General features: G+C 68.7%; 22 protein-coding genes and 1 pseudogene. 17 read left to right on the top strand and 6 right to left on the bottom strand.

Annotation, left to right across the window (positions count from 1 at the left end):
- Positions 1-388, bottom strand: a 388-nt coding sequence (locus tag VS93_RS23120; RefSeq protein ID WP_338022786.1) for a helical backbone metal receptor, incomplete at its 3' end; no start/stop codon positions are given.
- Between the two features lie 153 nt (positions 389-541).
- Positions 542-1228 (bottom strand): NADPH-dependent F420 reductase, encoded by a 687-nt coding sequence (npdG, locus tag VS93_RS23115; protein ID WP_046471983.1) that lies wholly within the window; start codon positions 1226-1228, stop codon positions 542-544.
- A gap of 85 nt (positions 1229-1313) precedes the next feature.
- Between npdG and VS93_RS23110 the strand changes: the two genes are divergently transcribed.
- Positions 1314-1913 (top strand): hypothetical protein, encoded by a 600-nt coding sequence (locus VS93_RS23110; protein ID WP_046471982.1) that lies wholly within the window; start codon positions 1314-1316, stop codon positions 1911-1913.
- 122 nt (positions 1914-2035) lie between these two features.
- Here VS93_RS23110 and VS93_RS23105 read toward each other — a convergent pair whose 3' ends face one another.
- A complete protein-coding gene (locus VS93_RS23105) occupies positions 2036-2233 on the bottom strand; it encodes a hypothetical protein (protein WP_046471989.1) in 198 nt (65 codons plus the stop codon).
- A 117-nt stretch (positions 2234-2350) separates the two neighbouring features.
- On the opposite strand from VS93_RS23105, the gene map reads away from it, so the two are divergent.
- The 7 genes from map (at position 2351) to VS93_RS23070 (ending at position 9964) form a co-directional block, all read left to right on the top strand.
- Positions 2351-3202: a type I methionyl aminopeptidase gene (gene map, locus VS93_RS23100; protein ID WP_156184982.1), complete on the top strand. Its 852-nt coding sequence runs from the start codon at positions 2351-2353 to the stop codon at positions 3200-3202.
- A 129-nt stretch (positions 3203-3331) separates the two neighbouring features.
- Complete coding sequence (locus tag VS93_RS23095) at positions 3332-4165, top strand: M55 family metallopeptidase (RefSeq protein WP_046471980.1); 834 nt, start codon at positions 3332-3334, stop codon at positions 4163-4165.
- Positions 4166-4215: 50 nt separating this feature from the next.
- Positions 4216-5577 (top strand): M20/M25/M40 family metallo-hydrolase, encoded by a 1362-nt coding sequence (locus tag VS93_RS23090; protein WP_173434358.1) that lies wholly within the window; start codon positions 4216-4218, stop codon positions 5575-5577.
- Positions 5578-5593: 16 nt separating this feature from the next.
- On the top strand, positions 5594-7639 hold the full coding sequence (locus VS93_RS23085; protein WP_046471979.1) for a S9 family peptidase: 2046 nt from the start codon (positions 5594-5596) through the stop codon (positions 7637-7639).
- Complete coding sequence (locus tag VS93_RS23080; protein ID WP_046471978.1) at positions 7636-8574, top strand: S66 peptidase family protein; 939 nt, start codon at positions 7636-7638, stop codon at positions 8572-8574. Before VS93_RS23085 ends, VS93_RS23080 begins: the two co-directional genes overlap by 4 nt.
- 176 nt (positions 8575-8750) lie before the next feature.
- Positions 8751-9128, top strand: a complete 378-nt coding sequence (locus tag VS93_RS29475; protein WP_046471987.1) for a hypothetical protein — start codon at positions 8751-8753, stop codon at positions 9126-9128.
- 116 nt (positions 9129-9244) lie between these two features.
- The gene (locus VS93_RS23070) at positions 9245-9964 is read left to right on the top strand and encodes a gamma-glutamyl-gamma-aminobutyrate hydrolase family protein (protein WP_046471977.1); all 720 of its coding nucleotides are present in this window, start codon (positions 9245-9247) and stop codon (positions 9962-9964) included.
- A gap of 34 nt (positions 9965-9998) precedes the next feature.
- Here the strand turns inward: VS93_RS23070 and VS93_RS23065 are convergent, their stop codons facing one another.
- The 3 genes from VS93_RS23065 to VS93_RS27310 all read right to left on the bottom strand — a co-directional run bounded on the left by VS93_RS23065 (position 9999) and on the right by VS93_RS27310 (position 12322).
- Complete coding sequence (locus VS93_RS23065; RefSeq protein ID WP_173434357.1) at positions 9999-10853, bottom strand: alpha/beta hydrolase; 855 nt, start codon at positions 10851-10853, stop codon at positions 9999-10001.
- A 54-nt stretch (positions 10854-10907) separates the two neighbouring features.
- Complete coding sequence (locus VS93_RS27315) at positions 10908-11465, bottom strand: hypothetical protein (RefSeq protein ID WP_156184981.1); 558 nt, start codon at positions 11463-11465, stop codon at positions 10908-10910.
- A 95-nt stretch (positions 11466-11560) separates the two neighbouring features.
- The gene (locus VS93_RS27310) at positions 11561-12322 is read right to left on the bottom strand and encodes a helix-turn-helix domain-containing protein (protein WP_052745942.1); all 762 of its coding nucleotides are present in this window, start codon (positions 12320-12322) and stop codon (positions 11561-11563) included.
- A gap of 1071 nt (positions 12323-13393) precedes the next feature.
- Between VS93_RS27310 and VS93_RS23050 the strand changes: the two genes are divergently transcribed.
- The 9 genes and pseudogenes from VS93_RS23050 to VS93_RS32075 all read left to right on the top strand — a co-directional run.
- The gene (locus VS93_RS23050; RefSeq protein ID WP_052745941.1) at positions 13394-13780 is read left to right on the top strand and encodes an ATP-binding protein; all 387 of its coding nucleotides are present in this window, start codon (positions 13394-13396) and stop codon (positions 13778-13780) included.
- Positions 13747-13965, top strand: a complete 219-nt coding sequence (locus VS93_RS27305) for a hypothetical protein (RefSeq protein ID WP_052745940.1) — start codon at positions 13747-13749, stop codon at positions 13963-13965. The genes VS93_RS23050 and VS93_RS27305 overlap by 34 nt, the downstream gene beginning before the upstream one ends.
- A gap of 344 nt (positions 13966-14309) precedes the next feature.
- On the top strand, positions 14310-15671 hold the full coding sequence (locus tag VS93_RS23045; protein WP_046471976.1) for an extracellular solute-binding protein: 1362 nt from the start codon (positions 14310-14312) through the stop codon (positions 15669-15671).
- Positions 15672-16037: 366 nt separating this feature from the next.
- Positions 16038-18311: a sensor histidine kinase gene (locus VS93_RS23040; RefSeq protein WP_046471975.1), complete on the top strand. Its 2274-nt coding sequence runs from the start codon at positions 16038-16040 to the stop codon at positions 18309-18311.
- Complete coding sequence (locus tag VS93_RS23035) at positions 18308-18763, top strand: roadblock/LC7 domain-containing protein (protein ID WP_046471974.1); 456 nt, start codon at positions 18308-18310, stop codon at positions 18761-18763. The genes VS93_RS23040 and VS93_RS23035 overlap by 4 nt, the downstream gene beginning before the upstream one ends.
- Positions 18764-18768: 5 nt before the next feature.
- Positions 18769-19134 carry a DUF742 domain-containing protein gene (locus VS93_RS23030; protein WP_046471973.1) on the top strand — a complete coding sequence of 122 codons (366 nt, stop codon included), beginning with the start codon at positions 18769-18771 and terminating at the stop codon, positions 19132-19134.
- 13 nt (positions 19135-19147) lie between these two features.
- On the top strand, positions 19148-19711 hold the full coding sequence (locus tag VS93_RS23025; protein WP_046471972.1) for a GTP-binding protein: 564 nt from the start codon (positions 19148-19150) through the stop codon (positions 19709-19711).
- Positions 19712-20201: 490 nt separating this feature from the next.
- Positions 20202-20447: pseudogene (locus VS93_RS33560) on the top strand (hypothetical protein); the annotation flags it as partial.
- Between the two features lie 15 nt (positions 20448-20462).
- On the top strand, positions 20463-20704 hold a 242-nt coding region (locus VS93_RS32075), incomplete at its 3' end, for a hypothetical protein (protein WP_046471971.1).

The following is a 20704-nucleotide window of genomic DNA, read 5'->3' as shown; positions in this document are numbered from 1 at the left end:
CCGGCGTCGCCGGGGGCGGCGGCTCGCCCAGGACATCGGACCACGCGTCGCGCGCCCGACGCAGCCACGGCGGCGCGGCCAGCCCGCATGCGGCCAGCATGCGTTCGAGGCTGGTGAACGCCTCGGGAAGGGTGCGGACCACCGTCACCCAGACGGGGAGACCGGCACGGCGCAGAGCGTCGATATCGGAGGCGCGGTTCTCCTCGAAGTTCGCCACCACCAGGTCCGGGCGCAGCGCCACGACCCGATCGATGTCGGGGTTCTTGGTGCCGCGCAGCCGCGTCACCTCCAGTCCGGCCGGGTGCGAGCACCAGTCGGTGGCCCCCACCAGCAGGCCGGGCCGGGTGAGCTCGATCGCCTCGGTCAGCGACGGGACCAGCGAAACCACCCGCCGCGCCCACGCCGGGACGGCACACACCGCCCCCGTGTCATCGAGCCGGCTCCTGACGTCCTCCACACAACCGAAAACTAGCGGATCCACCCGCTGTGCGGGTGGATCGCACGTTCCCGCCCCGCCGCCCGGGTTTCGGCGGCGCCGCACTCACACGTCGGTGACGCGGACTCCGGCGTGGGCCTTGTAGCGGCGGTTGATGGCGATCAGGTTGGCGGTCAGCGCCTCGACCTGGTGGGCGTTGCGCAGCCGCCCCGCGTAGATGCCGCGGAAACCGGGGATCCGGGCCGCCAAAGCCCGCACGATGTCGGTTGCCTCACGGTCCTCCCCGAGAACCAGGACATCGAGGTCGATCTTCTCCACCTCGGGGTTCAGCAGCGTCACCGCGGAGACGTGGTGGAACGCACCCACGACCCGGCTCCGCGGCAGGACGGCCTCGGCCTGCTGCGCGGCGCTTCCCTCTTCGACAGGCAGTGCGAAGGGCCCCTTCTTGTCGAATCCGAGGGGGTTGACGCAGTCGATGACGATCTTGCCCGCGAGCGGCCCCTCCAACGAGGCGAGGAGACCCCGGTGCCCCTCCCAGGGAACGGCGACGATGACGACATCCCCCTGCTCGGCGGCTGCCGCGTTGTCGGCTCCGCGGATCCCGAGCCCCGCCCCCAGTTCGCCGGCGGCGGCCGCGGCGCGTTCGGCACTGCGCGAACCGATGATCACCTCGTGCCCGGCGAGCGCGAACCGCCGGGCCAGGCCGCGCCCCTGGTCACCGGTGCCTCCCAGGACGGCGATGGACAGCCCCGCGACGTCGGGGACCTCGTGTGGAGTTCTCTGCTCTGACATGGCTCTGATCATTCCAGCCCGCCTATCGGCCCGCGGCCTCCGGGGCCAGCGAAACGCCGGCACGAGGCCGAAGCCATCAGGCACCATGGGACGAGTGGAAGCTCATCATGTAGCGGCACTGCGCGAGATCCTGGCCGCCACCACCTGGGTGGAGCGCACCGAGGACTTCGCCCGTTCGCTCCGCCGTACCCGCGACCCGGGCGGGCTGATGCTGGTGGGCACTCCCGAGGAGGAGCCCTGGCACCTCGCCGCCCACCTGGACGACGAGAGCCGGTACGCCGGGCTGCCCCAGCTCGCGCCGAGCCTGGTGCGCTGGAATCCGCCGCCCGACGCCCCACCACACCTGCGAATCGACCTGGACCGGCTGGCCGACGCCCGGCGCGGCGAGACACTGTTCGTGGTCAGCCCGGGCGAGACCGCCGGCGTCCCGCTCCTGGAACGGATCGAGGACGCCCGCCGCACCGGCACCACCATCCTCGCCCTCGACCAGGGCGACAAGGAACTGGTCTCGCTCGCCCACGACGCGATCAGCCTGCCGTCCGGGGACGCCCCGTTATCGTTCGACGGGCTGCAGCACCTGATCAGCAGCGCGGCCGGACAGCAGGAAGGACTCCGCCGGCCCGGCTTACGGGAACAGCTGTCCCGCTTCCTCGACCTTGTGAGCGGACCGCGGGTTTTGGACTAGGCCCGCCCGTCGCCCACCACCACCCTCAACGGAGGCGCTCCGCGCCACACCCAACACACCCCGTCGCCCACCACCACCCTCAACGGAGGCTTTTTCCTTGGTGACTTCTCCGGGTGGCCCGATCAAGAGTCACGCTCGTCCTGCTCATCCCACGCCTCATTCCGCTCCGCGACTGTGCGCAGCGCGTTCATCGCCGAAGCCTCGTCAGGGTAGGGGCCGAGCCGGTACTTGTTCGGACATCCGGGCCCCTGCTCCGCCCGGTTGTGTCTGAGGCAGTACCACCACTGCAGTTCGCCGCTGCTCTCCGCCGGGTCGCCCATGGTGTTCCCTCCGTGGATCGTGCGGGGTTCCACGCTCGTGCACCGGGCTCCCTACCCGCAGACCCCGCCGTCGAACGCGTCCTAGTGGGCCACACCGACGAACTACACTGCATGGTCATGACTACTCCGCTGGTTCCCGGGCGCATCTCGCCCCCACGTTCGGTCCCGTCGCACATCGAGCGGCCGGAGTACGTCGGGAAGAAGAACCCGGTCGAGGGTGTCTTGGGGGATTTCCAGACCCCTGAGACCATCGAGGCCATGCGCGTGGCCGGCCGGATCGCCGCCCAAGCCCTGCAGGAGGTCGGCAAGCACATCGAGCCCGGCGTGACGACGGACGAACTCGACCGCATCGGGCACGAGTTCCTCTGCGACCACGGCGCCTACCCCAGCACCCTGGGCTACAAGGGGTACCCGAAGTCCCTGTGCTCCTCGCTGAACGAGGTCATCTGCCACGGCATCCCCGACGACACCGTCGTCTCCGATGGGGACATCGTCAACATCGACATCACCGCCTACATCCGCGGCGTGCACGGCGACACCAACATGACCTTCCTCGCCGGAGCTGCCGACGAGGAGTCCAGGCTGCTGGTGGAACGCACCCGCGAGGCCACGACACGCGCCATCAAGGCCTGCCGCCCGGGCCGCCAGATCAACGTCATCGGCCGCGTCATCGAGTCCTACGCCAAACGCTTCGGTTACGGCGTGGTGCGCGACTTCACCGGACACGGTGTCGGCCCCGAGTTCCATTCCGGGCTCGCTATCCCGCACTACGACGACCCCCGGGCGACCACCGTCATGCACCCGGGCATGACGTTCACGATCGAGCCGATGATCACGCTGGGCACGGTGGACTACGAGATCTGGGAGGACGGCTGGACCGCGGTCACAGCCGACCGCAAGCGCACCGCCCAGTTCGAACACACCCTGCTGATCACGGACAGCGGCGCGGAGATTCTCACACTGCCTTGACTCCCCGCCGACCTTGCGGGAACCGGCCCATCCAGCGCCGTGACGGAACGATTCGCTCGGGTCGGCGCTGAGGGGGTCGGCGCGTCGAAGGATGCATCCGGCGCGGCCGCAGGTTTAGGGTCGAATGCCGTGAGGATCCTCATCTCCGCCGACATGGAAGGCGCGACAGGGGTTACCTGGCCTGCGGACGTGGAACCGGGAACGGAGCAGTGGCAGCGCTGCCGGGCCATGTTCACCTCGGACGTCAATGCGGCGATCGCGGGGTTCTTCGCCGGCGGGGCCACCGAGGTGCTGGTCAACGAAGCCCATGCCACCATGCGCAACCTGCTGCTGGAGCGGCTCGACGACCGCGCCGCAATGCTCACCGGCCGGCACAAAGACCTCTCCATGGTCGAGGGTGTGCAACGCGGCGACATCGACGGCGTGGCGTTCCTCGGGTACCACTGCGGAGCGGGGGCCAAGGGCGTTCTCGCGCACACCTACCTGCCGAACTCCATCACCGGCGTATGGCTCGACGGTGCTCCCGCGAGCGAGGGACACCTCAACGCCCACGTCGTGGCCGAATACGGCTCCCCGATCGTGCTGGTCACCGGGGACGACCGCGCCTGCGACGACGCCAAGACCTACGCACCGCACGCGCACGCGGTGGCCGTCAAGGACCACATCTCCCGCTACGCCGCGATCTGCCGGCCGCCGGGGCGCACCTTCACCGACATCTCAGCCGCCGCCGAGGCCGCCATGGAGCTCGCCGGGCGCGCCGAGCCCGCCGGCCCCGCCCCCATGACCGTGGAGGTGGAGGTCGACTCGGCGCAGCTCGCCGGCGCCGCGGCGCTCGTTCCCGGCGTGGATCAGATCGGGGAACGGCGCGTACGCTACGCCTCCCCCTCGGCCTATGACATGATCCGCTGTTTCAAGGCCGTCACGACACTCATCGCGGGCGCGGTGGAGTCCCGCTACGGGTGAGCGCCGACTGCGGCGGCACATCGGCGAACAACGAGAGCGAGACGCGACGCGTGGTCATCGACGGGGGCACCGAGCAAGGGATCGTCGACGAGGAGGTCGTCCGCTTCACCTCCGACCTGATTCGGATCGACACCACCAACCGGGGCGGCGGCGACTGCCGGGAACGGCCCGCCGCGGAGTACGTCGCCGAACGGCTCACCGACGCCGGACTGCGGCCCGCGATCCTGGAGTCAGCACCGGGCCGCGCCAACGTGATCGCCCGGGTGCGCGGGAACGACCCGTCCGCGCCGGGGCTGCTGGTCCACGGCCACCTGGACGTCGTTCCCGCCGATCCGGGGCTGTGGAGCACGCACCCGTTCTCCGGTGAGGTCCGCGACGGTGTGGTATGGGGACGCGGCGCCGTCGACATGAAGAGCGCCAACGCCGTGGTGCTGGCGCTGGTGCGCTCCTGGGCGCGGACCGGGCGGCGGCCGAACCGCGACGTCGTGCTGGCATTCACCGCCGATGAGGAGGACAGCGCCGCCTACGGCGCCGACTGGCTGGTGCGTGAGCACGCCGCGCTGTTCGAGGGATGCACCGAGGGCATTAGCGAATCCGGCGCCTTCACGTTCCACACCGAAACGGCCGATGGGGCCCCGGTCCGGCTGTACCCCATCGGGGCCGGGGAACGCGGCACGGCCTGGCTGCGGCTGACCGCGACCGGCACCGCCGGGCACGGCTCCAAGTCCAACACCGACAACGCCGTGAGCGCCCTGGCGGCGGCTGTCGCACGGATCGCCGACCACCGGTGGCCGACGCGGCTGACCCCCGTTACGCGGGCAGCCCTCACCGAGATCGGGGCGGCCGTGGGGGTCAAGGTCGACCTGGACGCTCCCGGATCCGATCCGGAGCGCCACGTCGACGCGCTGGTGGAGCGGCTGGGCGGCGCCGGCGCCCTGGTCCGTTCGACCGTGCGCAACAGCACCAACCCGACCATGCTCGATGCCGGGTACAAGGTCAATGTGATCCCGGAGACGGCCACCGCGGGCATCGACGGCCGGGTACTGCCGGGAACCGAGGAGGAGTTCCGCGCCGCACTGGATGCGCTCACCGGCCGGCGGGTGGCGTGGGAGTACGCGCACCGTTCCGTCGCGCTGACGGCCCCGGTGGAGTCCGCCACGTTCGCGGCGATGCGGTCCGCGCTGCTCGCCCACGATCCGGACGCCCATGTGGTACCGGTCTGCCTGTCCGGCGGTACCGACGCCAAGCAGTTCTCCGAACTCGGCATCACGGGGTACGGCTTCTCCCCGTTGCGGTTGCCACCGTCCCTGGACTACGGAGCGCTCTTCCACGGTGTGGACGAACGCGTGCCCGTCGACGCGCTCCGGTTCGGCGTGCGCGTCCTGGACCGCTTCCTGACCAGTGTCGAATGAGGAAAGGAGGCCGCAGGTGACCGCGCGTTCCCGTCCTTACGGTTCCTGGCCTTCACCGATCAGCGCCGACGCAGTCGCCCGGCACGGTACCGCGCCCAACTGGCCGGACGGCCTGGGCAGCGAGGCCTGGTGGACCGAGTCCAGACCCGCGGAGGGTGGACGGGTGACGCTGCGCCGGACCCGGCTGGACGAGGCGGACGGCGACGTCGAAACCGTCCTGCCCGCTCCGTGGAACGCGCGCAGCCGTGTGCACGAATACGGCGGACGCCCCTATGTCCTACTGCGCGGCGTCGACGGCCCTGTTTCGGTGTTCTGCGAATACAGCGACCAGCGTCTCTACCGCTATGCCCCCGGCCCTGCGCCCCGGACGGGGTTCCCGGCCTCGGGCGCGGCCCCCACCGCCATCACCCCCCGGCCCGACGTTCCCTGCGCGTATCGCTACGCGGAGCTCATCGCGGGCCCCGACGGCGACGAGGTGTGGTGCCTCCGCGAGACCCATACGGGCCCCTCGCCCACGGATGTCACGCGCGCGATCGTGGCGGTGCCGCTCGACGGGTCGGCCGCACGCGACCCCGGAGCGGTCCGCGTCATCGCCGAGGACCACCACTTCCTGGCCTGCCTTCGCCTTTCCCCCGACGGGCGGAAGCTCTCCTGGATCGGCTGGGACCACCCGAGCATGCCGTGGGACTCCACCCATCTGCGCGTCGCCGTGGTACGGGGCGGCCGCGCGGCGGCCCCGCGCACGATCGCCGGCGGCCCCGAGGAGGCCGTGGTCCAGGCCGAGTGGATGGACCCCTCCACCCTCTGCTGCGTCACCGACCCCGGGGGCTGGTGGAATCCGCACCAGGTCACCCTGACGGACGAGGGGGAGGTGGTACGGGAACCGGTCAATCTGGTACGGCGCCCGGAGGAGTTCGGGGGGCCACTGTGGCAACTGGGGATGCGGTGGTCGCTGCCACTGCGCAACGGACGGATCGCCGCCGTGCACGGCCGCGCGACCACCCGGCTCGGCCTCCTCAGCCCCGATTCCGGTGAGATCCTCGACATCGACACGCCGCACACCGAATGGCCGGGCAAACTGGCCTCCGCGGGTGAGGGCGACACGCTCCTGGGGATCGCCGCCGCGCCGGACCTCCCCGCTGAGGTCCTCGCCGTCTCGCTGAGCGACCGGAGCTGGTGGTCGCTGGACCGCCCGCGCGGTGTCACCGGTACCGTCGACACCCCGTTCGCCGAGTACCTCCCCCTCCCCGAGGCGCGGGTGTTCACCGGCGCCGACGAGCGCGACGTGCACGCCAACGTCTACCGCCCGCACAACCCCGGGTTCAGCGGGCGAGCAGGCGAACTCCCGCCGTTCGTGGTGTGGGCGCACGGCGGCCCCACCAGCCGCGCCCCGATGGTCTACGATCTGGAGATCGCCTACTTCACCAGCCGCGGCCTCGGCGTCGTCGAGGTGAACTACGGCGGCTCGACCGGGTTCGGCCGGGCCTACCGGGAGCGGCTACGCGACAGCTGGGGCATCGTCGACGTACAGGACTGCGTATCCGTGGCCCGGGCACTGATCGACGAGGGCGAGGCCGACCCCGCGCGGCTGGCCATCCGGGGCGGCAGCGCGGGCGGTTGGACCACCGCCGCTGCGCTGACCGGCACCACCGTCTTCCGGTGCGGAACGATCATGTACCCGATACTCGACCTGACCGGGTGGCGTACCGGAGAGACGCACGACTTCGAATCGCAGTACCTGGAGAGCCTGGTCGGTCCGTGGCCCGAGGCCGAGCAGCGCTACAGGGACCGGTCCCCGGTGAACCACGCCGAGGCGATCACCGCCCCGTTTCTCCTGTTACAGGGGCTCGAAGACGAGATCTGCCCGCCGGTGCAGTGCGAGCGCTTCCTGGACCGGCTGCGCGGCCGCGGGATCCCGCACGCCTACCTCGCCTTCGAGGGGGAGCAGCACGGTTTCCGCCGGGAGTCCACGATGCGCACGGCGCTGCACGCCGAGCTGTCACTGTACGCTCAGGTGTTCGGGTTCGAGACGGACGCCCCGACCGTGGAACTGCACCCTTGAACGAGCACACCGCGGCATACCGGCCGGACAGGCTGCGCCCCGGCGACCGGGTATCGGTCGTGGCGCCGTGCAGCCCGGCGCCACCGTGGCGCCTCGGTACCGCTCTGCGGCTCCTGCGCCGCTGGGGACTGCGGCCGGTGCTCGCTCCGCACGTGCGGGACCGTCACCCGGCGCTGCCCTACCTGGCCGGGACCGACAGCGACCGCGCCCGCGCCCTGCAGCACGCGTGGCTCAATCCGCACACCGCGGCGGTGCTGTGCGTACGCGGCGGCGACGGCGCGCACCGCATGCTGGATCTGCTCGACTTCGCCGAGATGCGGTGCGCCGATCCCAAGATCCTCGTCGGGTTCAGCGACATCACCGCGCTGCACGAGGCGTTCGCTGTGGAGCTGGGCGTGGCCTCCCTGCACGGTCCGGTCATCGCCGGCCGCTACTTCGTGGGCGATCCCGCCGCGGCCGAAGAACTGCGAGCGACACTGTTCGAACCGGAGTCGCGGCAGAAGCTGACCTCTCCCAATGCGGAGACGCTGCTCGGCGGCCGCGCCCGGGGCGTGACGATCGGCGGCAACCTGAGCCTGCTCAACGACGGCCTGGCGACCCCGCACAGCCGCTCCTCGGCCGAAGGCGGCCTCGTACTACTGGAGGACATCAACGAGGACATCGCCCGGGTCGACCGGATGCTCACCCACCTGCTGCGCAGCGGTTGGATGCGCGGAGCCGCCGGCGTGCTGCTGGGCTCGTGGACGGACTGCCCTCCGGGACCGGAGGCGATCCGCGAGCTCATGCTGGAACGGCTGTCCCCACTGGGGATCCCGGTCGTCTGGGGGCTGGACTTCGGTCACTGCGCCGGCCAGCTCACCATCCCGCTCGGGGTGCGGGCGACGCTCGACGCCGATACGGCCACCCTCACCCTGGACGAGCCCGCGCTCCGGTAGGGCCTTGAGCACGACATACCACGTAAGGGCGCCGGGACCGCGAGTGCCGACCCCCGTTTCCGAGGGCCCGGCCCCTGCTCGTTTAACCGAACTCGAACCTCCGGGCCTGTACGGTTCTCACCCGTTCCTTCCATACTCGAAGGAGAGGACGGGGCCTTCAAGCGGAGGTGATCACGATGGTGACGGTTCCGGCGCCGCGCCACGGCGCCTGGCGGGCGCCGGCTCCCGAGACACATGCGGAGCACGGCGGGCACGTACGCGGCGCCCTGCAGCACGCGTTGTATGTCGCCCGCGGTGTGCTCGGCGCCCTGTTCGCCGCCGAACTGGTCCTGCCGGAGGCCGAGCCGGCGCAGGTGCGCTCACTGCTCGTCGAGCTGGGCCACCTGGACGCGGCGGCGCCGGAGGAGGAGCAGCGCGCGGCGCTGGTCTCGTTCCAGCTGGCCCACGGGCTCCCATCGCATGGCGCGGCCGATGGCCGCACGGTCTCGACCCTGGTCAAAGCCACCCGCGAGTTCTGGGAGCTGCGGGATCTAGGGCTGGCCCCCACACGCTGAGGAGACGCGGACCGCGCTTTCGCCTTCTTCGGCGCCCCGCACTTCCCGGGTGCGGGATATCCGGGGCGTATGCGGGCACTGCTCCAGAGGAGGGCGGCCTTTGGGGGGCACGGAGCATGGTACGACCGATCGTCGGGATCTCGGCCGGCGCCGAACAGGCGCGCTGGGGCGAGGCATGGGACCTGCCCGCTACGCTTCTTCCGCAGGCCTACGCGGACTCGGTGGCCGCGTCGGGAGCGGCGCCGGTACTGCTGCCGCCGGTCCAGGGCACGGCCGCGGCCGTGACACGGCTGGACGCGCTGATCCTGGCGGGCGGCGGCGATATCGATCCCGGGCGCTACGGCTCACCCACCGGCCCGCATACGACCGGCGTGCAGCCCGCTCGCGACACCGCCGAGATCGACCTGCTCACCGCCGCCCTGGACCTCGGTATCCCGGTTCTGGGGATCTGCCGCGGCATGCAGCTGCTCAACATCATCCGCGGGGGGACACTCCTCCAGCACCTGCCCGACATCGTGGGATCCACGGTCCACCGGCGGCGCACCGGGGTTTTCGACAGCCACACGGTGACGGTGGCCCGCTACACCCGCACCGCCGAGATCCTCGGCCGCACCGAGGTGGAGGTACCCACCTACCACCACCAGGGGCTGGCCGACCTCGGCACCGGTGTGGTCGCCACCGCCTGGGCCGACGACGGCGTCGTGGAGGCGATCGAGTACACCGACGTCCCCAACGTGCTCGGCGTGCAATGGCATCCGGAGGTGGGCGACGACCTCAGCCTGTTCGCCTGGTTGACCGATCACGTCCCTGGTGGTGACGCCGTCCCCCACGCGTAGCCGGAGGTGCCCGCCTCGAAGGCGGACACCCGACTCACGGTGCGACCTCGTCCCCGAGGCGTCCGACCGCGGAGACGACCTCAGCGCCGTCGAACATCTCCGGGTCGTTGTGGCCGGCACCGCTGAGCACGACCTCTTCGTACAGCTTGCCGGCCGCGGCGGCGACCTCGCGGCTCTCCTTCGGGGGGATGATCGTGTCCGAGTCTCCGTAGATCACTGTGGTGGGAACGGTCACCCTCCGGATCTGCTCCGCGATCGGGTAGCGGTCCCGCAGCAGGGCGCGGACCGGAAGGAAAGGGTAGTGGCGCTGCCCGACCGAGGCCAGATCGGTGAACGGCGAGCGCAGCACCAGGCCCGCCGGAGGATGCTCCGCGGCCAGTCGGGTCGCGACACCCGTGCCGATGCTCTCCCCGAAGTAGATGACCTGTTCCGGCGGGAAGCCGTACCGCTCCGTCAGCGCGTCGAGCGCGGCCCGGGCGTCCTGGGACAGCCCCTCCTCACTCGGGCTTCCGGGGTTGCCGCCGTAACCGCGGTAGTCGAAGAGCAGCACGGAGAACCCCAGCCCGGCGAACGCGGTCGCGGTGGGGAGGCGGGACTCGCGGTTGCCGGCGTTGCCGTTGGCGACCAGTACCGCTGTCTCCCGGTCCGCGCCTCGGGGAGGAACGAACCAGGCACCGAGCTCCAGTCCGTCCTCCGTTCGCAGGGCGACGTCCTCCGCTTCGCCGATCCGCTCCGCCGCCGGCGACACCGGCGAGTTATCGGGCAGGTATATCATCTGCCGCTGGAGTCCCCACATGAGCCCGATGAGCGTGATCAGCACCACCAGCACGATGAGGGCGACGCGCAGCACCGGGCTCCAGCCGCCCGCGGACTCTGACCCCAGCGACATCACCCGCCTTCCACACCTCCCTCTTCACGGCGCCCCTGCCCACCGCGACAGGTCTCAAAAGGCGCGATGCCGCCCCTGGACCGGACGGTGGGCCAGCCCTTCGGCGATTCGCACGACATGCGGCGCTATTTCGGGCGGCTCCGGATGGTCCTGAGCGTTCTGCTGCTCGGTGAGGCGCTCCAGAAGCTCGTCCGCGAGTTCCTCCGCTTCTCGTTCCCCCTTATCGGCGTGAGCACTCCGCCCGGCGATCAGCCGGGTCATCGCCCCTGGCAGGTGCGGCATCAGACTGCGCATCCCGCTATGGGTGCCCAGTATGGCGGGCTGGTGCCCCAGTAGCAGGTGGGCGAACTCGTGGAGCAGGATTCCCAGTCTGTGATACCAGGAGCGCGAATTCGCGCAGTAGACGATGTAGGTCCCGTCGGAACGCAGCGCAGTCGCGCCGCTGAAGGGGGTGCCCCGCATCGAGACGAATTTCAGTTCTACGGTCGCCTGGAGGAGTTCACTCATCACCCGGCCCACGTGACGGCAGGCCTCCCGATAAGTGTCGGTCCGGGCCTGCCTGAACTGCTCGACCACCCGGTCGCACAGTTCGTCACGCTCACGCCGATTCATACCGTCCGTCCCGTTGAGGCTCGTGCCATAGAGAGCTGTTGGCAGGGGAGCAGGTCTCACCAGATTTATCACACGCCTTGTAGAGGCCTGTGAAACTATTCCATCGCCTCTGTTCCCGATGTCCCTTTTTGGAACGGGAAAATCCAGCTGTTGTCATCCGACTCAAGGACCTGGGTGATGACTTCCACCGCCTGCTGGCGCATCTGCGGAGTCCACTGCGGCGCCTGTTCGGCCACCCTCGTGACGAACTCGACCACCCCGGCGTTCCGCAGGGCCGCGAAGTCGTTCAGTTCGGCGTCGACCGCGGCGGCGAACTCCTCGTCCAGGAAGTAGGCCACATGGTGGCCCTCGCTCGCCAGTCCGAAATGGTTCGCCAGCCCCAGAATGTGCTTCAGTCGCGGATTGGGCAGTGCCCCTCCGGGCGGGTTGAGCAGCTCGCGGATATAGCTGGGAGAGATCGAACCGAACTGGCCGTCCTCACTGACCGCCGCAGCGACCTCCTCAGGGGTGTACGGCCCGCGGCCGACAGGATAGACCACCGCGAACAGATGGCGCAGCTTGGCCGAGAAAGAGGCGCGTGGCTGTTCATCGCCTCTTCGGTCCTGCCGGCCTCCGACGAAGGCCGCCGGCGACACATCGAGCGCGGCCGCGAGGTCCTCCATGGTCTGCAATGTGGGATTGTCCCGGTGGCCTTTGCGCAGATGCGAGATGTAGCCATCGGTGATGTCCCCACCTATGCTCCGGACCGCCTGCGCCAGTTCGGTGTTGGTGTAGCCATGGTGGCGAGAGACCGGACGGCGGCACAGCTCATCGAGAACGTCGGCGAACGACTGTGGCTGTTTCTTCTTCTTAGGCATGCTCCCACTCCTGCAGTGGCCCCCTCGTGTCCGTGGTGTTCACACCGCACACCCGCCCTACGGACCCGACTGAAGGTGGACCGGTCCTCCCCTTGTCGCCGGACCCCGTCCCCTGCGATCGGGATCGGAAACGTTCCCTGGAACGGAGAGTCCGCTGTCGCCTCGCGACAAGAACCGAGCCTGCCATTCGGTGGCCCTACGGCTTCAGCCCCGGCCACTGATTCTACTGCCGTATCACGAAGCGGCTAGTGCGCGGCAAAACAGTATGGGTGATCCCCCTCGCCGAGGGCAAGATCATTCCGTCACGGACTTTCGAGCGGAGCACCACCTCGCTCCCGAATCACGACACCCAGCGCATCGAATGATCACGAGGTCCGACGACCAACACTCTCTCCCCCCTCAGGCAGCACCTCAAAACAGCCGGAACCGCCGGCGCCTCCCAACGGCACCGCACCCCGCCAGCGGCATGATCGACCGGCCAACCGGCCCGCACGAACGGCCGGCACCCTGAGTTCTACTGCAGTGGAAGAGTTTCGCTTTTCTTTGCGACATCTGTTGAACTTCGCGGTTCGGTTGATCTAGACTCGCCACCCATGCTCTACTAATAAGTAGAAGTGTCGCCAAACATTGCCATATAGGTATGAAAACGACGTGATTCCCGCGCTCTCCGGTGGAACTGCGTTCGCGAGACGGGACCGAAGCCGGCCACATTCCAGCCGCGGCCATTCCCACTCCGTTCCGAGCCTGTACGCCGGGTACCAGAAACCGGCCGACCGAGCTTTTCAGTGACTGCGGGTGATGAGTTGTGATGCAGCAGCCCTCCGACGAGCCGAGTGACGCTGCCTCCCCCACCATAATCGCCGCCGAGACGGGAGAACCCGCCGATCGGGCGGAAAACCCTCGTCCGGTCGCCCGTCACCCGCGTTCCCCTCAGCGGAGCACTCGGCCCCCTCGGTCGTCCGGGCGGCGCCGGCTCAGTGGGTCCGGGCCGCTGCGTCCTTTCACACCCTGTGGCTGGAGTTCTCCCCTTGGCGCCTCCTACTCCACCCACCACACTTCCGGGGGTCCACCATGGTCGACATGTTCGAGATATTCGAGGTCGCTGTCCCCAAGTCGGGCGTCGGCGAGGTCCCTGCCGTGACTCCGCACGAATTCTCCCGCTACCTCGCACAGAGCGGCCATCCGAACAGAAGATCTCCCGCGTTCGCGCGCGACCTCGTGGCCGAGCACCTGGCCCGGTGGGGGCTGACGTCTCTCGTCGACGACGGCCGCACCGTGGTCAGCGAACTGGCGACCAACGCCATACGCCACGCCCTTCCGCACATGTCCGGCCGCGTTCTGCTGCGCCTGGTCCGCGAACCGACAGGAGCGCTCATCGTCGTGTTCGACCCATCACGGAACTGCCCCGGCTCAGGTTCCCCGACATGTGGGCCGAGGGCGGGTTCGGCCTGGCAGTGATCGTCGACCAGGTCACCGGTGGACAGTGGGGGGTCGAGATGTTCCCGGACGGCAAGGCCGTGTGGGCGCGGCTCAGCCATCCCCCTGTCGGCTCGCACCCCACCGCTGAAGAGGAGGCCCCCTGGCCTCAGCGGCGGCTGACCGCACACCGTACAAGTGATTGGGGCGGCTCGCGCCCCCAATGACCAACGGCAGGATCGGTCCGTGCGCCGGCTTCTTTCCCCGCCACCACTGCACCACTCGCGCGTGTGCGGGGTCCCACCGGCCTCGGCCGGAGCATCGGGGACTCGGCCGCGCTGGCGGGCAGACCCGGGAGCCTTCTCCGCGCCTCCCAAGAAGAGGTCCGGTGGACCCCTGAGCGAATGAGGCGATTCCCGGAAAACCGGTGATCTCGGGACGCTCCTGCCATATTCTTCGGTACTACTTCCCCAGAGCAGGCATTTCCCCTGATTGTCGAATCAGAGACCCGACCCCGTACAGAGCAGAGCCGAATCATCACCCCCCGAAACAGCCAATTAAAAGGTTGAAAATGCAACGAGCGCACAATGACACGTTTCTACTCCCCATCGCCACCACACTGGCTCTCGCGCTGGTGGCGAGCGGCTGCGGCAGGGCAGCCGAGGACACCGAAACGGTCACCGTCGTCTACCGCGTCGAAGGCGCCAGCGACGCGATAGACGATCTGTTCAAGCAGGTCAAGGAGGATTTCGAGGCGGAGAACCCGGACGTCACCGTCGGGCTGAACCCGATCGAGGCCCCCGCCGAGGACTACCAGACCCAGGTGAACTTGATGAACCAGTCGGCGAGCGAGGCGCCGGACATCATCTACGAGGACAGCTTCACCATCAACCAAGACGTCGAGTCCGGGTACCTGGCATCGCTCGACGACTACTGGGCGGAGTGGACGGACGCCGAGCAGTACAACGCGCAGGCCGACGCCGCCGTGACCGCTCTGGACGGCAAGCGCTACGGCGTCCTCCTGGGAACCGACGTCCGCGGGCTATGGTACAACACCGAACTGTTCGACGCGGCCGGCATCGACACCCCCTGGACCCCCGAATCCTGGGACGAGGTGCTGGAGACCGCCCGTACCATCGACTCCGAGCTGGGTGAGGACGTCACCCCGTTGAACGTCTACTCCGGCACCCCCGCTGGGGAGGGGGCATCGATGCAGGGCTTCCAAATGCTGCTCAGCGGTACCGACGACGCGCTGTTCGACGAGGAGTCCGAGCGGTGGCGCACCGACGCCCAGGGGTTCGAGGACTCCCTGGAGTTCGTCCAGACCATCTACGACGAAGGGCTGGCCCTGGACGAGCGGGACGCGCTGAACTCGAACGTCGCCACGCTGAACAATGAGGCGCGCATCCCCGCGGAGCAGCTCGCGATCACCCTGGACGGGTCGTGGATCACCGAGGCCTGGATCGAGAGCGGCAACCAGCCGTGGCCGGAGTGGCGGGACACCATGGAGTTCACCGGGATGCCCACGCAGGACGGCCAGGATCCCGGCCTGACCAGCATGTCCGGCGGATGGACGCTCGCGCTGAACGCCAAGAGCGAAAACCCCGACCTCGTCTGGGAGGTCATGGCGCACGCGCTGAACAAGGAGAACGCGACCAAGTTCGCGATCGAGGCCGCGCAGATACCGGTGCGCAAGGACGTCGTGAGCTCGGAGGAGTTCCAGACGAAGGACCCCAACCCCGAACTCGCCACGGACCTGGTCGACGTCACCCACTTCCGCCCCGCCTATGCCGACTATCCGCGGATTTCCATCGCGATCCAGGAGGCCATGGAGTCCGTCATGCTCGGCGATGCGACACCGGTCGAGGCCACGCAGACCTACGCCCAGGAGGTGGAGGACATCGTCGGCGCCGACAACGTGACAGACCGGTGACCGGGGCGGTGCCGCAGGCGGCGTCCGAAGCGGCCCGGCCGCTTTCCGCGGGGGACGCCATCGAAAATGGAACCCCCGAACGATTCACTCTCCTGGTTGAAGTCGGCGTCTTTTGTCTCTAGACTGCGAAGCACCGTTATCTATACCAGAAGAGCGCACAGCGAGTACTCTCCGCGTTTAGAGTATGACTTTTTCCCTCCTTATCCTCTCGGTTGGGCCACCGGCGTTCCCCCGACCCGGTGGCCCTTCGCGAACTCGCCACATCCGGCGAAGGAGGACCACCCGGCGCTCCTCGATACACGACAACCTTCCGCAGCAGTTCATTCGGCGGTTCCCCCGCTCCCCACTGCATGACTAAGGCAGTTCATGTTCCAAGAGCAGCGCCGTTCGATCCGCGCACGCCTCGTGGCGTTGGTCCTCGTCCCCAGTGCCGCACTGCTCGCCCTGTGGATCGTCTTCACCAGCGTTCTACTGAGCGACATGCTGGCCCTGCGTTCCAACACCACTCTGGCCGAAGAGGTCGGTGCCCCCGCTCTTGAGGTCATCGGCGCCCTGCAGGCCGAACGCCGGCACAGCATGGAGCACATCGCGCAGGCGAGCGAGGAGGACCGCACCCCTGAGTCCGGTCCGAAGGCCCGCATCCGGGGCTGGACGGATACCAGGCTCTCCGCGTTCCACTCCGCGGTCGCCGGGGTCGGCGGTCTTCCCAGTGAGGCCGAGACCCGGATCACCCACTTCAACGAGTCCCTTGAGCTGCTCGACGCGCATCGGGAAAAGATCGACGACGACAATCCCACCCGAGCCAACGCGGTATCCGTCTACGACAACGCGATCGAGGCGGGACTGCGGATCTGGGACACGCAGGTCGAGCTCTCCGATCCCTCCCTGGCCCCCCAGGCCCGCAGCCTCACCTCACTCATGCGGGCCCGGGAGCTGCTCTCCCAGGAGGACGCGCTGGTGACCTACGCCGTCACCGCCGACTCCTTCACCGCCACCGACCATGCCGCCTTCTTCAGCACCGTCGGCGCCCAGCGCTTCCTCTTCACCCAGGTCGCCCCGGACACCGCCCAGAGCGAGTTCGCGATCTACGAGGACGTGACCACCAGCGGCCCCTTCCGTACTCTGCGCTCGCTGGAGGACGAGGTGATCGGCGCCGGTCCGGACGGCGGCAGCACCATCCCGATCGACGGGCAGTCCTGGCAGAGCGCCGCGCAGGCCGCGGACACCACGTTGCAGGAGGTCCAGGAGGAGCGCACCACCGAGATCATCACCGCCAGCGAGGACGCGGCCACCCGCCTCCTGCTCGGGGTCCTCGCCTCCAGCACGCTGGCCATGCTGGCGGTCATCGCCTCGATCCTGTTCTCCCTCCGGCTCACCAGGAACCTCCACCAGCGACTCCACAAACTGCGCGAGGCCGCGTTCGACTACGCCACGACCCGGCTGCCGGCGATCACCGCCCGTCTTCGCACGGGTGAGAGCGTCGACGTGGAAACCGACACCCCGACGATCCCGGTGGAGAGACACGACGAGATCGGACAGGTCACCGAGGCGTTCAATATGGCCCAGCACGCCGCTGTGGATTCCGCGGTGAAAGAGGCCCAGTTGCGCTCCGGCGTCCGCAACGTCTTCCGCAATGTCGCGCGGCGCACCCAGGGACTGGTCCATCGCCAGCTCAGGCTGCTGGACACCCTGCAGCAGTCGGAGACCGAGCCCTCCGTACTGGACTCGCTGTTCCGGATCGATCACCTCAGCACCCAGATGCGCCGGAACGCCGAGAACCTGATGCTGCTCACCAGCGGCGGGCAGACACAGAGTGCACTGGAGACGGCCCCGCTCAACGATGTCATCCGGGCAGCCGCCAGCGAGATCGAGAACTACGCCCGTGTGGAGGTGCTGTCCGCCCCCAACGTGGCCGTGCGCAACGCTGCGGTCGACAACGTTGTCCGGGTGCTCGCCGAACTGCTGGAGAACGCGACCTCGTTCTCCCCGCCGCACACCAGGGTAACCGTCCGTTCCGAGGCGATCGCACACGGATGCTACGCCGTGGAGGTGGAGGACCGCGGTCTGGGGATGGCGAAGTCGGACTACGAGCGCATCAACGCGCTGCTCTCCGCCTCGGAGAAGTTCGACGTAGCCGACATGCGCGAGGATTCCCAGCTCGGACTGCTCGTGGTCGCCACCATCGCTCAGCGGCACGGTCTGAAGGTCTCCCTGCGCCCCTCCCCGTACAACGGGACGCAGGCCATCGTGGTGCTGCCTGCGGAGATCATCACCGACGACACGGGGAAGCTGGAGTCCCCGCTGGCCTCGCCGGCCCCGTTGCCCCAGCCTCAGGAGGACGCACCCGAAACACGGCCGGTCCCGCTCCAGAAGGACCCGCCCGATGGGGAGGCGGAAAGCCCGGCCCCGTCCTGGAACGGGGAGACCTACAAGGGGTTGCCGCGCCGTGTCCGCACCTCCGCTCGCAAGGAGAAGAAGAAAGGGGAGGAAGTGCCGCCGTCTCCTCCCCCGGTTCCCGCGACCAACAGAGACGAGCGCTCCCTGGAAGAGATCCGTGCGATGATGAGTGCTTTCCAGGTCGGCACCAACGCAGGGCGGCAGCACGACGACAGTGACCACGACAACTTGGAGGGCCGATGACCGAGCCGACGACCACATCGAGTTCGGCTTCCGCCACACTGGACTGGCTGCTGAGCGATCTGGTGGATCGCGTGGCCGGGGCACGCGAGGCGGTCCTGCTGGCTAACGACGGTCTGCTCCTATCGTCCTCCGACGGGATCGATCGTGACCGCGCCGAACGCATCGCGGCGATCAGCTCGGGCTTCTCCAGCCTGGCACGAGGGGCACGTGGTCAGCTAGGCGCCAACGAGGTCCGGCAGACCGTCGTCGAGATGGACAACGTCTTCCTCTTCGCGCTACCTGCCGGCTACGGCACGCACCTGAGTCTCGTGGCCGAGTCCGGATGCGACGTCGGCCTGGTCGCCTACGAGATCAACCGGCTGATACGCCAGGTCGGACCGCATCTCTCGACTTTGCCCCGGAACCGGCGCAGGCGCACCACCGCCGAGAGTTCGACCGACGAAGACGCCTGAGAACCATGGTGGAGGATAAGGAAACCGCCTCGGACACCCGCGGACGCCTCATCAGACCCTACTTTCTGACACGGGGGCGCACCCGTCCCTCGCGGACGGATTTCGCCATGACATCGCAGGTGGTGGCCACCCCGCAGCCGGAACCTGTGGAACTGGGCCCTGAATACCAATCGATCCTGCAAAAATGTGCGGGCCCAGTATCCGTCGCGGAGATATCGTCGCACACCCACCTACCGCTGGGGGTTCTGCGTGTCCTGCTCGCTGATCTTCTCGACCAAGGAAGGATCGTGGTCTATGAGTCGATGTGGCAGCGGGAGCGGCCGGACACCGGAACCCTGAGCACCATTCTCGACCGCCTCCGCGCACTCTGAAAGGGTTTGCTCCATGTCGGACATCGTGCCCGACTCTTTGAAGATCCTGGTGGCCGGCGGATTCGGCGCGGGGAAGACCACCCTGGTGGCCGCCCTCAGCGAAGTCGAATCACTGCATACCGAGGAGCTGATGACGAACGAAAGTGTCGGCGTGGACAGCCTCGACGGGGTCGAGAACAAAGCCACCACCACGGTCGCGCTGGATTTCGGTCGGCTGACGCTGGACGAGCGCACCGTCGTCTACATGTTCGGTACTCCCGGACAGCCGCGCTTCTCCTTCATGTGGGAGGAGCTCGCTGAGGGGGCGCTCGGAGCGGTGGTGCTGGCCGACACCCGGCGCCTGGTGGACTCCTTCGAGGTGATCGATTTCTTCGAGCGGCGGTCGGTCCCCTTCATCGTCGCTGTGAACTGCTTCGACGGGTACCGGTCGCATGATCCCGCCGATGTGCGGATCGCCCTGGACCTGGACTCGGACCTTCCCGTCATGCTGTGCGACGCCCGGGAACGCGAGTCGGTCAAGGAGGTCATGGTCGAACTCGTCTCCCATGTACTGCAGCTGGAGCTCTCCGGGCAGTGATGTCGTGCCCCGCGGGCATCGGGGCCGGGTACGGGAAAGCCCGCGCGGGAGGGGCGGCAGCAAGATCTCCGCCTCTCCCCGAAGAACACGGCGGGAAAGCGCCCGGACGGCGGCCTACGAGAACTTCGCCGGTTCGCCCCGGCGAGGTCGGCCGTCCAGGCACGCACGCGTCCGCCTTCGGCCGCGCTTCCTTTATCCGTTCCGCACCGCTGCGTCAAACCGCAGTGCCCTACAGCCGCCCCCGTAGTGTATACTGTCGGCTTCCGATAACGAGCAAGCGGATGCGCATGCCGAGAGCGCAGGGGAGCTCAACGCGGGTCCGGATCGCCGACGACGAGCAGCCACCGGGGTCTTCGGGCCAGGTCGACGTCCGCGGCCTGCGTCCACGACCGGGAGCAGCGCGCCAGTCCATTCGCGAAACGGGCCGCGATGAGTCACCGCGGCTTCTCGGCCCAGGAACGATCTCCGCACCGGAGTACACGCGACACCACTGTGCGCCACCACGGAGGGGAAAATCGTCACCGAGCGCCGGCCGCGGACGTTCGCGGCCATTCTTGAGGAGCTGTGCCAGGGCTCAGCGGGACGTCGGCGCCGCTACACGAACACCGAGCTCGCCCAGGCCATCAACGACCGGGGCGGTGACATCACCGACGGCTACATCTCCCATCTCCGCAAAGGTCACCGGGACAATCCGACACTGCAGACCATCGAGCACCTGGCCGCCGCACTCGATGTCTCCCCAGCCGTCTTTGTGGGAGGACGGCGTCAGCGGAAAGACGACGAACGGCCGCGCGCCTCCTTCTCCGCCAAGCTGCGCCATCTGTTCGCGGTGGTCTATCCGGCCGGCCGGAAGCCCTACACCCCGGAGGAGGTCGCCAAGTCGATCAGCCAGGACGGCAGGTTCGGCTCCATATCCGCCAGCTACGTACGCGAACTCCTCGCTCCCGCTCCGATCCTTCCGCCCAACCCTAGGCTGAAGCACGTACTCGGTCT

The organism is Allosalinactinospora lopnorensis (assembly GCF_000981225.1).
In the GTDB taxonomy this organism is placed as follows: Bacteria; Actinomycetota; Actinomycetes; order Streptosporangiales; family Streptosporangiaceae; genus Allosalinactinospora; species Allosalinactinospora lopnorensis.
This window is presented reverse-complemented; position numbering and strand designations above follow the sequence as displayed.

Excerpts from the sequence above, each read along its gene's own strand:
- VS93_RS27315 (WP_156184981.1), bottom strand. The coding sequence starts at position 11,465 with ATGAATCGGCGTGAGCGTGACGAACTGTGCGACCGGGTGGTCGAGCAG.
- VS93_RS23045 (WP_046471976.1), top strand. The coding sequence starts at position 14,310 with ATGCAACGAGCGCACAATGACACGTTTCTACTCCCCATCGCCACCACA.
- map (WP_156184982.1), top strand. The coding sequence starts at position 2,351 with ATGACTACTCCGCTGGTTCCCGGGCGCATCTCGCCCCCACGTTCGGTC.
- VS93_RS27310 (WP_052745942.1), bottom strand. The coding sequence starts at position 12,322 with ATGCCTAAGAAGAAGAAACAGCCACAGTCGTTCGCCGACGTTCTCGAT.
- VS93_RS23105 (WP_046471989.1), bottom strand. The coding sequence starts at position 2,233 with ATGGGCGACCCGGCGGAGAGCAGCGGCGAACTGCAGTGGTGGTACTGC.
- VS93_RS23035 (WP_046471974.1), top strand. The coding sequence starts at position 18,308 with ATGACCGAGCCGACGACCACATCGAGTTCGGCTTCCGCCACACTGGAC.
- npdG (WP_046471983.1), bottom strand. The coding sequence starts at position 1,228 with ATGTCAGAGCAGAGAACTCCACACGAGGTCCCCGACGTCGCGGGGCTG.
- VS93_RS23025 (WP_046471972.1), top strand. The coding sequence starts at position 19,148 with ATGTCGGACATCGTGCCCGACTCTTTGAAGATCCTGGTGGCCGGCGGA.
- VS93_RS23050 (WP_052745941.1), top strand. The coding sequence starts at position 13,394 with ATGGTCGACATGTTCGAGATATTCGAGGTCGCTGTCCCCAAGTCGGGC.
- VS93_RS27305 (WP_052745940.1), top strand. The coding sequence starts at position 13,747 with ATGTGGGCCGAGGGCGGGTTCGGCCTGGCAGTGATCGTCGACCAGGTC.
- VS93_RS23065 (WP_173434357.1), bottom strand. The coding sequence starts at position 10,853 with ATGTCGCTGGGGTCAGAGTCCGCGGGCGGCTGGAGCCCGGTGCTGCGC.
- VS93_RS29475 (WP_046471987.1), top strand. The coding sequence starts at position 8,751 with ATGGTGACGGTTCCGGCGCCGCGCCACGGCGCCTGGCGGGCGCCGGCT.
- VS93_RS23070 (WP_046471977.1), top strand. The coding sequence starts at position 9,245 with ATGGTACGACCGATCGTCGGGATCTCGGCCGGCGCCGAACAGGCGCGC.
- VS93_RS23030 (WP_046471973.1), top strand. The coding sequence starts at position 18,769 with ATGGTGGAGGATAAGGAAACCGCCTCGGACACCCGCGGACGCCTCATC.
- VS93_RS23110 (WP_046471982.1), top strand. The coding sequence starts at position 1,314 with ATGGGACGAGTGGAAGCTCATCATGTAGCGGCACTGCGCGAGATCCTG.
- VS93_RS23040 (WP_046471975.1), top strand. The coding sequence starts at position 16,038 with ATGTTCCAAGAGCAGCGCCGTTCGATCCGCGCACGCCTCGTGGCGTTG.